Origin of the sequence: Polynucleobacter sp., from assembly GCF_018500155.2 — a bacterium.
GTDB lineage: Bacteria > Pseudomonadota > Gammaproteobacteria > Burkholderiales > Burkholderiaceae > Polynucleobacter.
The window spans coordinates 24,171-36,805 of sequence record NZ_JAHBAK020000050.1; the positions used below are offsets into that span (position 1 = coordinate 24,171).

General features: G+C 45.0%; 16 protein-coding genes. 11 read left to right on the top strand and 5 right to left on the bottom strand.

Annotation, left to right across the window (positions count from 1 at the left end):
- Positions 1-15: 15 nt before the first annotated feature.
- Positions 16-870 carry a cytochrome c oxidase subunit 3 gene (locus tag KIH43_RS06445; RefSeq protein ID WP_297718949.1) on the top strand — a complete coding sequence of 285 codons (855 nt, stop codon included), beginning with the start codon at positions 16-18 and terminating at the stop codon, positions 868-870.
- A 62-nt stretch (positions 871-932) separates the two neighbouring features.
- On the opposite strand, the gene KIH43_RS06450 is transcribed toward KIH43_RS06445, so the two are convergent.
- Entirely contained in the window at positions 933-1,145 is a 213-nt protein-coding gene (locus KIH43_RS06450; RefSeq protein WP_296967295.1) for a twin transmembrane helix small protein, read from the bottom strand.
- A 14-nt stretch (positions 1,146-1,159) separates the two neighbouring features.
- Here KIH43_RS06450 and KIH43_RS06455 point away from each other — a divergent pair, with 14 nt between their 5' ends.
- The 5 genes from KIH43_RS06455 to KIH43_RS06475 are packed head-to-tail and all read left to right on the top strand — an operon-like array spanning position 1,160 to position 5,192.
- Positions 1,160-1,948 carry an SURF1 family protein gene (locus KIH43_RS06455; RefSeq protein WP_297718952.1) on the top strand — a complete coding sequence of 263 codons (789 nt, stop codon included), beginning with the start codon at positions 1,160-1,162 and terminating at the stop codon, positions 1,946-1,948.
- 2 nt (positions 1,949-1,950) lie between these two features.
- Positions 1,951-2,607, top strand: coding sequence for a hypothetical protein (locus KIH43_RS06460; RefSeq protein ID WP_297718955.1), 657 nt, complete (start codon positions 1,951-1,953; stop codon positions 2,605-2,607).
- Positions 2,607-3,710, top strand: coding sequence for a COX15/CtaA family protein (locus KIH43_RS06465; RefSeq protein WP_297718957.1), 1,104 nt, complete (start codon positions 2,607-2,609; stop codon positions 3,708-3,710). The genes KIH43_RS06460 and KIH43_RS06465 overlap by 1 nt, the downstream gene beginning before the upstream one ends.
- Positions 3,707-4,600, top strand: a complete 894-nt coding sequence (gene cyoE / locus KIH43_RS06470; protein WP_296967303.1) for a heme o synthase — start codon at positions 3,707-3,709, stop codon at positions 4,598-4,600. The genes KIH43_RS06465 and cyoE overlap by 4 nt, the downstream gene beginning before the upstream one ends.
- A 1-nt stretch (position 4,601) precedes the next feature.
- The gene (locus KIH43_RS06475) at positions 4,602-5,192 is read left to right on the top strand and encodes an SCO family protein (RefSeq protein WP_297718961.1); all 591 of its coding nucleotides are present in this window, start codon (positions 4,602-4,604) and stop codon (positions 5,190-5,192) included.
- A 6-nt stretch (positions 5,193-5,198) separates the two neighbouring features.
- Here KIH43_RS06475 and rpoH read toward each other — a convergent pair whose 3' ends face one another.
- On the bottom strand, positions 5,199-6,128 hold the full coding sequence (gene rpoH / locus KIH43_RS06480) for an RNA polymerase sigma factor RpoH (protein ID WP_297718964.1): 930 nt from the start codon (positions 6,126-6,128) through the stop codon (positions 5,199-5,201).
- A 94-nt stretch (positions 6,129-6,222) separates the two neighbouring features.
- Positions 6,223-7,113 carry a signal recognition particle-docking protein FtsY gene (gene ftsY, locus KIH43_RS06485; protein ID WP_296967306.1) on the bottom strand — a complete coding sequence of 297 codons (891 nt, stop codon included), beginning with the start codon at positions 7,111-7,113 and terminating at the stop codon, positions 6,223-6,225.
- A 63-nt stretch (positions 7,114-7,176) separates the two neighbouring features.
- Between ftsY and KIH43_RS06490 the strand changes: the two genes are divergently transcribed.
- From KIH43_RS06490 to KIH43_RS06510, 5 genes are read left to right on the top strand one after another with little or no spacing between them, the layout of a single operon-like run.
- Positions 7,177-8,538, top strand: a complete 1,362-nt coding sequence (locus KIH43_RS06490) for a pitrilysin family protein (protein ID WP_297718967.1) — start codon at positions 7,177-7,179, stop codon at positions 8,536-8,538.
- Complete coding sequence (locus tag KIH43_RS06495) at positions 8,538-9,875, top strand: pitrilysin family protein (RefSeq protein ID WP_297718971.1); 1,338 nt, start codon at positions 8,538-8,540, stop codon at positions 9,873-9,875. Before KIH43_RS06490 ends, KIH43_RS06495 begins: the two co-directional genes overlap by 1 nt.
- Entirely contained in the window at positions 9,868-10,482 is a 615-nt protein-coding gene (gene rsmD, locus KIH43_RS06500; RefSeq protein WP_297718981.1) for a 16S rRNA (guanine(966)-N(2))-methyltransferase RsmD, read from the top strand. Before KIH43_RS06495 ends, rsmD begins: the two co-directional genes overlap by 8 nt.
- Before the next feature lie 36 nt (positions 10,483-10,518).
- Entirely contained in the window at positions 10,519-11,013 is a 495-nt protein-coding gene (gene coaD / locus KIH43_RS06505) for a pantetheine-phosphate adenylyltransferase (protein WP_296967309.1), read from the top strand.
- A gap of 24 nt (positions 11,014-11,037) precedes the next feature.
- Positions 11,038-11,304, top strand: a complete 267-nt coding sequence (locus KIH43_RS06510) for a YfhL family 4Fe-4S dicluster ferredoxin (protein ID WP_296967310.1) — start codon at positions 11,038-11,040, stop codon at positions 11,302-11,304.
- Here the strand turns inward: KIH43_RS06510 and pth are convergent, their stop codons facing one another.
- Both pth and KIH43_RS06520 read right to left on the bottom strand, forming a co-directional pair.
- Entirely contained in the window at positions 11,305-11,895 is a 591-nt protein-coding gene (pth, locus tag KIH43_RS06515; RefSeq protein ID WP_297718976.1) for an aminoacyl-tRNA hydrolase, read from the bottom strand. It lies immediately after the preceding gene.
- Positions 11,896-11,998: 103 nt separating this feature from the next.
- Positions 11,999-12,635, bottom strand: a 637-nt coding sequence (locus KIH43_RS06520) for a 50S ribosomal protein L25/general stress protein Ctc (protein ID WP_297718978.1), incomplete at its 5' end; no start/stop codon positions are given.

The following is a 12,635-nucleotide window of genomic DNA, read 5'->3' on the forward strand; positions in this document are numbered from 1 at the left end:
AATAGAGAGAGTACGATGTCATCCAATTCAACCCCACACTATTTCGTCCCTGGACTATCTAGACATCCAGTCATGGCGGCAATCGGTTTGATTGCTTTCGGATTTGGTATTTCCGGATGGGTAAATCATGCCTCCTGGGGTGGCCCAATGACGCTTGCAGGTGTGGCGTGGGTTCTTTATGTTCTCTATAACTGGTTTGGAGATACGATCAACGAGTCAAATACTGGCAAGAATGGCGTTAACGTCGACATTTCTTATCGCTGGTCTATGGCTTGGTTTATCTTTTCCGAAGTCATGTTCTTCGGCGCTTTCTTTGCAGCATTGTTTTATGCGCGAAACATTGCCATGCCTTGGATGGGTGATGTTGAAAGCAAATTGATTTGGCCTAACTTCCAAGCAGTATGGCCAAATGATGGACCTGCTGGATTGGTTGAGAAATTCACAACCATGGGCCCATGGCCAATTCCAACGATCAACACATTGTTGTTGTTGAGCTCTGGTGTGACCATTACTATCTCGCATCATGCTTTGGTTGAAAACCACATGAAGAAAGCTACCAACTTTTTGGCTGCAACAGTGTTGTTGGGCGCAATCTTCTTAGGTTTCCAAGCTTATGAGTACTACCATGCATACCATGAGCTGAACTTGAAATTAACTTCAGGTATCTATGGTTCCACTTTCTTTATGTTGACTGGCTTTCATGGCTTCCACGTATTCTTGGGCGGCACAATGTTGGCAATTGTCTTGCGTCGTATGATTCGTGGTGACTTTACAGCCAAGCATCATTTTGCTTTTGAAGGTGCCGCCTGGTATTGGCACTTTGTTGACGTGGTCTGGTTGGGTCTTTACATCGCGGTTTACTGGATGTAATAAAAATCGGGGCTTAAAGCCCCGATTTGTTTCTGGTAGTCCCGTTCATTATTCGTAGTGGTTTAGTTTGTCCCTACCTTGATGCCAGTGGCTTCGATGAAGCCAAAGTAGTGGGCGAGAAGGATGCCAAGAAATAGTAGTACTGATAAGCCAATTCTTAGCATGAGGGAATGAACCATTCTGGCGCTATTTCCTCGGTCTTTCATCATGTAATACAGTGCTGAGCCCAAGCTAGCGACAATCATTAGTAGGACAATTGGAATAATCCACTTCATTACAAATCCTTATTTTGAAACCTGGTAATAGCCTTCTTCAAAGCCTTGTAGCTAAACGTATAGTTGCTACTGTATCAGCCTTATTGGTCATTGCGCTTGGCTGTGGAGCTGGTTTTTGGCAGTTAAGTCGCGCTAATACCAAAATCGCTTTGGCAGCCAACCTGCTGGCACGCCAACAAATGCCGATATTAAATGCCAATCTAGGTTCATGGACCTTAGAGGAGGCTAGCGAGCGCCGCATGATTGCAAGAGGTCAATACCTACCTGAGGCAGCGATATGGTTGGATAACCGTCCTAAACCCATTTCTGGGTCTAGCAATGCAACCCAGTCCGGCTTCTATTTAATGATGCCGTTGCGTCTGGAAAATCGTGACGAGGTGCTTTGGATAAACCGAGGTTGGGCGCCGCGAAATAATGAAAATCGCGAAACCTTGCCGCCGATAAAAACCCCGGTTGGGATCATTAGTGTCGAAGGTATTGTTTTTGCCCATCCCGGTAAAGTCTATGAGTTAGGGGATGGCAAAACAATCGATTCTCTGGGTAAGCCAAAAATTGAACAAAACTTTAATCTGGCTGCCGAAGGAAGTATGCGGGGATGGAATCAAGCTCCATTCATTTTGCGCGAGGAAGATACTGGTGTAGATGATGGATTGCTCAGATCGTGGGCGCCGCTGACAAATGGGGTTGATCGCCATTATGCTTATGCATTCCAGTGGTTTGCCTTGGCAGTTTGTGGATTTTTATTTTGGCTCATTACGGGTTTTCGTCAATATTGGCGTCAAGGACATGTGAATAGGGTTTAAGCGTGAGTGATAAAGAGTTATTGATTCCGGCGTCTCAAGCAGATACGGCAGCCATTAATGCACGAACTCGGCGTGGCCGCATTCAAATGCTATTGCTTCTATTGGTTTGTGCCAGCCCTGTTATTGCATCCTACTTTACCTACTATGTAATAAAGCCGCAGGGAGGTAAAACTAATTTTGGTACTTTGGTGTATCCAGCGCAAGAATTTAATCATGCATGGCTAAATGTTCCCCTGCAAGGCAAGTGGACTTTACTTATTGCGCGCCCTGCAGGTGAATGCCAAATCAAAGACGAAAAATGCATTGAGGCTTTATTTTTAATGCGACAAACCCGCGTTGCTATGGGTAGAGAAAGCGGGCGCGTGCAATTAGTTTGGGTCAATACTGATGCCAAGCCAGTAGATCCAGAGGTCTTGAAGGTCTACGATGAGAAAGCAGCAGGCCTAAAGATTGCGACTTTATCAAGCGATCCAAAGATGCGTAATGAGTTTCAAGCATGGCTTAATAAAGAAGGTGCTGGCAACGCAATTCAATTGATTGATCCAAGCCCTGCCAAGATGATGTTCTTTCCTGTGACCAATTCTCCAAAAGAATTTTCAAGTATGAAGAAGGATCTTGAAAAGCTTCTGAAATTAAATCACAAGGGCGAGAACTTGTAATGCCCAATTTAGTTCTTCTCCTAGAGCTAGCGCTGATTGCGATTGTATTTGCAGGCTTACCGTTGTTGTATATATCAACAAGGCAAGGCCATAGTGTTTTTCAAAAACTCAATTGGGTTTTGGTATTTATGACCTTTGACCTTATTGTGTTTGGTGCGTTTACGCGTTTGACTGACTCCGGTCTGGGTTGCCCAGATTGGCCCGGCTGTTATGGTGCATCTAACCCCTTCCATGCTATCAATGAAATTCAGCAGGCAGAGAGCGCCATGCCCACCGGCCCCGTCACGGTGATGAAGGCCTGGATTGAAATGATTCATCGTTATTTAGCAATGACGGTTGGCGCATTAATTTTGTTGCAGGTTGGACTGGCAATGAATAAGGTAAAGATGCTAGGGAAAGGCCCGCTGTTTGGAAGTTTGGGTCTTCTTTTGCTGGTGTGTATTCAAGGGGCTTTTGGTGCTTGGACGGTAACTCTAAAATTGCAGCCCATTATTGTGACTGTGCATTTAATGTTGGCTTTAGTGCTTTTGGCCTTATTGACTCTCTACGCGCAACAACCATGGGAAGAAAAAAATACTTCCGTGCGCACGCTACGATTAAAACCCTTGTCTGCACAACTTGTTTTATTTGCCCTCTTCATACTCATGATTCAGATTTTTTTAGGCGCTTGGGTAAGTACAAATTATGCAGTGCTAGCATGCCCAGATTTTCCTATGTGCTCTGGAGGAGTCTGGCCAGAGATGCGTTGGACTGAGGGTTTTACACTTTGGCGTGAACTCGGTTTGAATGCACAGGGTGAGTTTATTTCTCCTGCGGCACTACAAACGATTCACTGGGCGCATCGCTTGTTTGCTTTGCTTGTATTGATTGTTTTAGGTACGCTAGGTTGGCGCAGTCTGCAACTTGCTACGCCTGCACTGAAAAGTCTTGGATGGTTTGCCAAGTTATTATTTGGATTATTGGCTTTGCAGGTAGTTACTGGCATATCTAACGTTGTGTTTCAGTGGCCTTTATTGGCTGCTTTACTTCATACGGCAGGTTCTGCAGCTTTAGTATTTTGCATAGTCAGAATGAGTTATTGGGCTTCTTGGAAGTCATTATGAATACAGACACTACTTCCGAATCAGTGGTAATGCCGCGTTGGCGTCAGTACTGGGTGTTAACAAAACCCAGGGTAACTCAGCTCGCCGTTTTCTGTGCCGTGATTGGAATGTTTTTGGCGACGCCTGGAATGGTTCCCTACCCGGTTCTTTTTGGTGGAATTGTTGGTATTTGGTTGCTTGCAGGCGCTGCATTTGCTGTGAACTGTTTGATTGAGCAAGCTGTGGATGCCAAAATGAAGCGCACCTCTTGGCGTCCATCAGCAACCGGTGAAGTCACGCCCTTTCACATTATTGTTTTTTCTATCATTCTGGGTTCTTTGGGAATGATTATTTTGTGGAATTTCTGTAATCCACTCACCATGTGGCTAACCTTGGCAACATTTGTGGGTTATGCCGTCATTTATACCTGGCTTTTAAAGCCAGCTACACCTCAGAATATTGTGATTGGCGGTTTATCAGGAGCAATGCCTCCAGCCTTGGGTTGGGCGGCAGTAACAAACACCCTTTCTGCTGAAGCATGGCTTTTGGTATTGATTATTTTTGTTTGGACGCCCCCACATTTTTGGGCCTTAGCCCTCTATCGTCGTGATGATTATGTGCAATCTGGTTTGCCAATGCTGCCTGTAACCCATGGCGAACGTTTCACATTATTAAATATTGTGCTCTATACCTTGATCTTAATTGCAGCAACTCTATTGCCTTATATCTATGGCATGAGCGGAATTGTTTATCTCATTTCCGCGCTCGTGCTGGGCCTTATTTTCTTGGGATATACGATTGCATTGTTTGCTTCATATAGCGATGCATTGGCTAAAAAAACATTTCGATTTTCCATTACCTATTTATCGCTGCTGTTTGCAGCCCTATTAATTGATCACTACTTTCTTTGAAATGAATACATCATTTTTTCGTCATTTTTTTATTGCACTATTGCTAATCGGTTTAAGTGCATGTAGCCCAAAACCAGAGTTCAAAAATATAGACATCACAGGAAGTACTGCATTTGGAAAAGACTTTAGCCTGATTGATCCCGATGGGAAGGCGAGAACACTCGCGGACTTTAAAGGCAAAGTGGTTGTGATGTTTTTTGGATATACGCAGTGTCCTGATATTTGTCCTACAACTCTGACAGAAATGCAGCAAGTGATGACTTTGTTAGGACCTCAGTCCGATAAGGTGCAGGTTTTGTTTGTTACCGTCGATCCAGAGCGAGATACGGCAGCAATATTAAAGCAATATGTACCCTCATTTGATCCACGATTCTTGGGCTTGCGTCCTGCAGATGAGGCTGCACTAGAAAAAGTTGCTAAAGACTTTAAGATTTATTACAAGAAAGTGCCTGGCACTAGCCCAGGCTCATATACGATGGATCACACTGCAGGTAGTTATGCATTTGATCCTCAGGGCCGCTTACGTTTATATATTAAGCATGCTCAAGGCCCAGAGACCTTGGCGCATGACCTAAAAGAATTATTGAAGTAAGTAGTTTTAAGCTGCGGATGCTTGCAGCATAACGCGCATTTTTTTTAGCGCAGCCGTTTCAATTTGGCGAACACGCTCAGCAGAAATACCATATTCAGCTGCAAGATCATGTAGTGTTTTGGTGCCGTTGCCATCAGCATCCATTGCAAGCCAACGTGATTGGACAATATTGCGGCTACGCTCATCAAGCGACATCAAGGCTTGATCTAGTTTTGGCCCCTGCAAAGCATCTGCTTCAGCGTTCGCAATGCGCTCTGTTGGCTCATTGGTATTGTCGGCCAGCCACTGAATGGGAGCATACGCAGCTTCATCATCAGTATCTTCGCCCTCAAGAGCTACATCGCCACCAGCAAGACGCATTTCCATTTCTTTAACGTCTGAGCCTTTAACATCAAGGGCCTTCGCTAATGCATCTACCTCGCTTGGTGAGAGTGCGCTCAAGGTAGGCTTGTTGCTGCGAAGGTTAAAGAACAACTTACGTTGCGCTTTGGTTGTCGCCATTTTGACTAGGCGCCAGTTTTTCAGAATGTACTCATGGATTTCAGCTTTGATCCAATGAATTGCGTAAGACACTAAACGTGCACCATTGCTCGGGTCGTAGCGCTTTACTGCTTTCATCAAGCCAATATTTCCTTCTTGAATTAAGTCGGCATGTGGAATGCCGTATCCAAGATATTGACGAGCTACTGAAACTACCAAACGTAAGTGAGAGAGCACTAAAGTTTTAGCAGCTTCAACATTTTCAGTGCGACGAAATTCCTGCGCAAGATGTAATTCTTCTGCGGCACTGAGCATGGGTACGCGATTGACGTACGCAATATATGAGTCGAGGGTGCCAAGCCCAAGAGTTGGCAACATTGGAAATGCAGACGCCGCTGCAGCCTGCGCTACAGGCAGCCTTTGCAAATTCGGTTTGTCAGATTTCTTTTGAACCATTTTTTTATTATCTATATTTGGTGTTAATGGAAGATTATTTTAGCACTCTTGTCAAGAGAGTGCTAATGCTACTTATTATCTCTAAGTAATTGATTTAATTGAATAATTCTGCTGAATATTGCCCTGCTGTAAATGGGGCTAAATCGTCTATACCCTCACCTTTCCCTAGCGCCAGAATGGCTGGTTTTGGGCCATCTCTCAGGGTGTGGGCTAGGGCACAGATAACACCACCTTTTGCGGTGCCATCGAGCTTAGTCACGATGATTGCAGTGAGGCCAAGGGCGGCATGAAAGGCCTTTACTTGGCTTAAGCCATTTTGACCAGTATTTCCATCCAAGACTAATAGTGTCTGGTGCGGCGCTCCAGGTAGCGCCTTGCCGATCACACGCTTGACCTTTTTCAACTCTTCCATCAAATGATCTTGAGTTGCAAGACGACCAGCGGTGTCAATAATCAAAATATCGCTTTTTCTTGAAATGGCAGAGTGAATCGCATCATGTGCAACTGCAGCGGCATCACCACCTTCTTGGGTAATAACATCGACTTGATTGCGACCGCCCCATTCTTGCAGTTGATTGCGTGCTGCCGCTCTAAAAGTATCGCCCGCTGCCAGCAGAACAGATTTGCCTTGCGACTGAAAAAGTCTGCAAAGCTTGCCAATAGTGGTTGTTTTGCCAGCACCATTGACTCCAACCACTAACCATACTTCAGGAACATGCTCTTGATGGCTTGTGAATAGAGGGTTTGGAGCGGGCTCAAGGACCTTTAACAGAGTCTCAACTTCTTGAATGAGTAAGGCTTGCAACCCTTCTGATGAAGAGGTTTTTTCGGATTTTGCCGCTTTACGGAGTTTGCTCATTAATTGTTCGGTCGTAGGTAATCCCACATCACTTTGAATCAGTGATTCTTCTAAAGCATCAAACCAAGCCTCATCAGTTTTGCTTGATTTAAATAGAGATCCGAGGGTTTTACGTAAGCCGAACATAATCGATACAATTTAATCCTTGCATCTTATCAATTTAATTCTTGGGATACGGTGATTTAACAGATGCGCAGTTATTTACTTCGAATTATCTCCTGTGTTTTATTGGTTTCACCATTAGCTTGGGCGAATGCTAAGGAGCCCGATACCCATGAATTCCTCCTGAATAATGGCCTGAAACTGATTGTGAGGGAGGATCATCGAGCTCCGACAGTGGCTCATATGGTTTGGTATCGCGCAGGTTCCATGGATGAGACTAATGGTCGCACTGGGGTGGCCCATGTTCTAGAGCACATGATGTTTAAGGGCACGCAAAAGGTCAAGGCTGGAGAGTTCTCCAGATTAGTGGCCGCTATTGGTGGCCGTGAAAATGCTTTCACCTCTCGTGATTACACCGCCTATTTTCAGCAAGTTGAAAAATCAAAATTAGAGGAAGTCATCAAATTAGAAGCAGATCGCATGTCGAATTTAAACTTTGATGATGCCGAGTTTCAAAAAGAAATTCAGGTGGTAATGGAAGAGCGGCGTTTGCGTACCGAAGACAATCCAAGCAGTCTTTTGAATGAAGCACTCATGGCTACAGCTTTTATGGCTTCTCCTTACCGTCATCCGGTCATCGGCTGGATGAATGATTTGCAAAATATGACTGCAGCAGATGCACGTGATTGGTATCGTAGTTGGTACAAGCCAAATAATGCTACGGTAGTCATCGCTGGTGACGTAGATGCTAAAAAGGTTTTGGCGATCGTCGATAAATATTACGGTGCGATTGCCCCCCAAGATCTACCAGTGCGAAAACCACAATTAGAGCCGGCACAAAAAGGCCCGAAACAGGTTCAAGTAAAAGCACCTGCCGATGGTGCACAATTTGCGATGGCCTGGAAAGTGCCACGCTTAATGCCTGGCAAGCTAGATGATCCCGAGCCTTATGCCTTGGAGCTTCTAACTGCTGTATTGGATGGCTACGATAACGCGCGCTTAAATCGCTTACTCGTTAAACAAGAAAAAGTAGTGAACGATGTTGGCGTGAGCTATGACATGATTTCGCGTGGACCAGCGTTGTTTCTGATTGGCGCAAATATGACCAAAGGAAAAACCGTTGCCCAGGCTCAAAATAGTATTCGTAAGGCCTTAGAAGAGCTCAAGCAAAAAGGTGTTTTGGATGCAGAGCTCAAACGCATCAAAGTGCGGATTTTGTCTGAGCAAATTTATAAGCGTGACTCCATTTTTGGTCAGGCCATGGAAATTGGTGGCACCGAAATGGCAGGATTTTCCTGGAAAGATATTGATTACATGTTGGAGAAAATGCAGACCATTACTCCAGAACAAGTGCAAGCTGTGGCAAAAAAGTATTTAGTCGATGAAAGTTTAACCATTGGTGTGCTCGATCCGCAGCCACGTAAGGCCGCCATTGGGGAGGGTAAGTAATGAAAGCCCTTAAACAAATCTTGGCGGCTGGCATCTTGTGTTTTGGCTTTTTAAGTGCTGTACACGCTATTCCTCCGATCGAAAAGCTGGAAACTTTTAAGGGTGCTAAAGCCTACTTAGTACAAACAAAATCGTTGCCAATGGTAGATATTGAGGTCAGTATCGATGCTGGCGATCGCTATGATCCAGAGGGAAAAAGTGGTTTAGCCGATATGACCGCAGGCCTCATGAAATATGGTGCTCGTAGCGGTTCTGGGCTACTGAATGAGGCACAGATTGCTGATGAGATGGCCGATTTGGGAGCGACTATAGCGCTCTCAGTCAGTGGTGAGCGCGCAATTCTACGGATTCGGACATTAAGTAGGGAAGATTTGCTAAAACGCGCAGTGCAATTGGCTGCAGCAATGCTGAGTGAGCCAACTTATGATCCACAGGTTATTGCACGTGAGAAACAAAGAGTCATCACCAATCTCCTTGAGGCGGAAACAAAGCCAGAATATGTATTGGAAAAGCGATTTAAGAAGTTGGTGTACGGCGCTTATCCCTTAGCCAATTCGCCATCGGTTAAATCTATTGGCGCAATCAGCGCTGCCGATTTAAAGCAATTTCATCAAAAGTTTTATCGCGGTGATCGCATGATCGTCAGCATTGTTGGTGATGTCAGTTCAATGCAGGCAAATGACATCGTACAAGCGCTTTTGAAAAAAATTCCTCAAAATGGAGCTGCTATTAATTCGTTGCCGCAATTGTCGCGTTCTCCGATAGAACCTTTAGCGCAACGTGAAGTGCAAATCCCATTTGATTCTCAGCAGGCACATATTGCGATGGGGATGACTGCAGTCACGCGCAGTAATCCCGATTACTTTCCTTTATTGGTCGGGAATTATGTTTTAGGGGGTGGCGGTTTTGTCTCACGCCTGATGTCTGAGGTTCGTGAGAAGCGTGGTCTTGCCTATAGTGTATTTAGCTATTTTTCTCCCGGAAAAGATGCTGGTATTTTTCAAGCGGGGCTCCAGACCAAGAGTGATCAAGGTTCTGTGGCACTTGAAGTGCTCAGTAATACGATTGCCAAATTTATTAGTGATGGCCCAACCCCTGGTGAACTTGCTGCTGCAAAATCGAATTTAATCAATGGCTATCCATTGCGCATTGATAACAATCGGAAGTTGTTGGATAACGTCTCATCGATCGTATGGAATGATTTGCCATTGGACACTCTAGAGACTTGGACTAAACAAGTGGAGGCGGTCACTTTAGAGCAAGTCACCGCCGCATTTCAAAAATATCTCGCTATGGATCGCATGAAAATTGTGGTTTTAGGAGCACAAAATAAGTAAATCCAAGCCTCCAAAAACTGAGCCTCCAAAACGAGTCCGCATTATTGGAGGACATTGGAGAAGTCGATTATTGGCAGTGTTAGATTCTCCGGGCTTGCGTCCTACTACGGATCGTATTCGGGAGACGCTCTTTAATTGGCTAGGACAAGATTTATCCGGCTTAAATTGCATCGATTTATTTGCAGGCACTGGCGCTCTCGGATTTGAAGCGGCTTCTCGCAGAGCAGATCTCGTTGTGCTTTTCGAAAAAGACAAAAGAGCCTATGCCAATTTAGTGAATAACTTTCAACAATTGCAATCTTCACCAGTGCATGGGACAGTAGAAATTTTGCATGGAAACAGTCTCGACTATTTAAAACAACAAGCAAATTGTTCAAGTAATTTAATTTTTATCGATCCGCCCTTTCAGGATGAGGTGTTGTTAAATCATGCACTTATGGAGGCTGGTAGAGTCTGCGATGACTCACATGGTGGCGGTATTTATGTGGAATTTCCATCCAGTCGCCCTCGCGAGGAGGTAGAAGCCCTATTGCCCGGTTGGCATTGTGGAAAGTACTTAGAGGCTGGCCAGGTAAAAGCGTGCCTTTTCCGAAGTGGAAAGGGATAAACTCTTGCCTGTAGCTGAAAAAGCCATAGGAGAGTTATGACAGTCGCTGTATACCCAGGAACATTTGATCCTTTTACTCGGGGTCACGAGGATTTGGTTCGCCGTGCGTCCAGCATATTTGACGAGCTGATTGTCGGTGTGGCTTCTAGCCGTAGCAAGCGCCCGTTTTTTACTCTGGACGAACGTATTGCCATTGCTAAGGAAGTGCTTGGACACTACTCCAATGTCAAGGTTGTTGGATTTGATGGACTTCTAAAAGATTTTGCGCGCGACCATAACGCACGTGTCATTGTGCGTGGATTGCGCGCTGTTTCCGATTTCGAATATGAGTTTCAAATGGCTGGTATGAATCGCTATCTTCTGCCTGATGTGGAAACTTTGTTTTTGACCCCATCCGATCAGTATCAATTTATTTCTGGTACTTTTGTCCGTGAAATCGCCTCCATGGGTGGGGATGTCAGTAAGTTTGTATTTCCATCGGTAGAAAAATGGCTTACTAACAAAATTGCTGCCAATCAAAATCATCAATAAGCTCGGAACATTGCAGGATAAAACATGGCTTTAATGATTACTGATGAGTGCATCAACTGTGATGTGTGTGAGCCAGAATGCCCTAATGATGCAATTTATATGGGCTTAGAGATTTACGAGATTGATCCTAATAAATGCACGGAATGCGTTGGTCACTATGATGCGCCTCAATGTCGTCAGGTATGTCCTGTAGACTGCATTCCCTTTAACCCGGATCACGTTGAAACACCAGAGCAATTAATGGTGAAGTTTAAGTTGCTCACTGCCGCAAAAAAAGCCAGCACAACTTAGTTATCCCTTGGAATGCAACTCAAGCATCGCAGCTTGAACATCACCTTTTAAAAATAATGGTAGGACCAGCAAGCCATTTTCAATGCTGGCATCGATGAGTTTTTGCTCGGCTAACTGCGGTCTTCGCAGAACATAGTCAGCTACATCCATCGCTCTACCATTGGCAGCAAGATCCCTTGGGTGGCCAATTCCAAGACGCAAGCGCCAATAATCAGGGGTACCCAAATGCGCTTGAATATCTTTGAGACCGTTATGGCCGCCAGTGCCACCGCCTAGCTTGATACGAGCGGTACCTGGTTTTAGATCAAGCTCATCCTGGACAACCAAAACATCAGCAGCGGTGATTTTTTGAAAGCGGCATAGTGCGCCAACAGATTGTCCGCTGAGATTCATGAAAGTACTTGGTTTAAGCAGATATAGATCTTCACCCTCATATCTTGCTTTGGCCACTTTGCCATGAAAGCGTTTTTCAGATTCAAATCGTGTGCCCAATTGTTTTGCCAGGGCGTCAACAAACCAGAAGCCAGCATTATGCCGATCCTCTTGATGTTCTTCGCCAGGATTACCCAGGCCAACAATTAGCTTTGTCATGGTGAGAGTGTAAAGATATCAGTGGTTTTCTACAAAATTGTAGATGGGGAAAAAATAAAGCCCGCTTGCGCGGGCTTTAGATCCAAATAGCAAGCTTAATAAATTAAGCTTTGTCCTTGGCGTCCGCAGCTGGAGCGGCGGCTGGAGCTGCAGCAGCTGCAGGAGCGGCTTCTTCAGTTTCAGCAGCTTTAACAGCTGGAATACGTGCGTTTGCAATAACAGGATTCTCTTGCTCAACATGCAATACCAAACTAACCCCTTTTGGTAGTGCAACATCTTTGGCGTGAACAGAGTGACCCACTTCAATTTTGCCCAAGTCCACTTCAATAAATTCTGGCAAGTCTGCTGGCAAGCATGAGACTTCGAGTTCATTGAGGATATGGCTAACAACAGCACCTTGCAATTTCACAGCCGCTGAAGTGTCAGCATTAGTAAAGTGCAATGGAACGCGCATATGTACTTTCTCAGTCGCAGAAACACGCTGGAAGTCTACATGCAAAACCAATGGTTTAAATGGATGCATTTGGTAGTCACGCAACAACACTTTTTGTGTTTTTCCGCCAACTTCCAAATCCAAAATGGATGAGTGAAACGCTTCCTTGCGTAGAGCATGGAACAATGCGTTATGGTCTAACTCGATGACTAAGGCTGGATCTTTACTACCGTAAACGATTCCCGGAGTTTTTCCGGAATTGCGCAGACGGCGGCTCGCACCCGTTCCCTGTACGCTTCTTTCGAAT

What these genes read in the sequence shown, in the direction of transcription:
- KIH43_RS06445 (WP_297718949.1), top strand. Translation starts at nt 16, where the DNA reads ATGTCATCCAATTCAACCCCACACTATTTCGTCCCTGGACTATCTAGA.
- KIH43_RS06450 (WP_296967295.1), bottom strand. Translation starts at nt 1,145, where the DNA reads ATGAAGTGGATTATTCCAATTGTCCTACTAATGATTGTCGCTAGCTTG.
- KIH43_RS06465 (WP_297718957.1), top strand. Translation starts at nt 2,607, where the DNA reads ATGCCCAATTTAGTTCTTCTCCTAGAGCTAGCGCTGATTGCGATTGTA.
- cyoE (WP_296967303.1), top strand. Translation starts at nt 3,707, where the DNA reads ATGAATACAGACACTACTTCCGAATCAGTGGTAATGCCGCGTTGGCGT.
- KIH43_RS06475 (WP_297718961.1), top strand. Translation starts at nt 4,602, where the DNA reads ATGAATACATCATTTTTTCGTCATTTTTTTATTGCACTATTGCTAATC.
- rpoH (WP_297718964.1), bottom strand. Translation starts at nt 6,128, where the DNA reads ATGGTTCAAAAGAAATCTGACAAACCGAATTTGCAAAGGCTGCCTGTA.
- ftsY (WP_296967306.1), bottom strand. Translation starts at nt 7,113, where the DNA reads ATGTTCGGCTTACGTAAAACCCTCGGATCTCTATTTAAATCAAGCAAA.
- KIH43_RS06490 (WP_297718967.1), top strand. Translation starts at nt 7,177, where the DNA reads ATGCGCAGTTATTTACTTCGAATTATCTCCTGTGTTTTATTGGTTTCA.
- KIH43_RS06495 (WP_297718971.1), top strand. Translation starts at nt 8,538, where the DNA reads ATGAAAGCCCTTAAACAAATCTTGGCGGCTGGCATCTTGTGTTTTGGC.
- coaD (WP_296967309.1), top strand. Translation starts at nt 10,519, where the DNA reads ATGACAGTCGCTGTATACCCAGGAACATTTGATCCTTTTACTCGGGGT.
- KIH43_RS06510 (WP_296967310.1), top strand. Translation starts at nt 11,038, where the DNA reads ATGGCTTTAATGATTACTGATGAGTGCATCAACTGTGATGTGTGTGAG.
- pth (WP_297718976.1), bottom strand. Translation starts at nt 11,895, where the DNA reads ATGACAAAGCTAATTGTTGGCCTGGGTAATCCTGGCGAAGAACATCAA.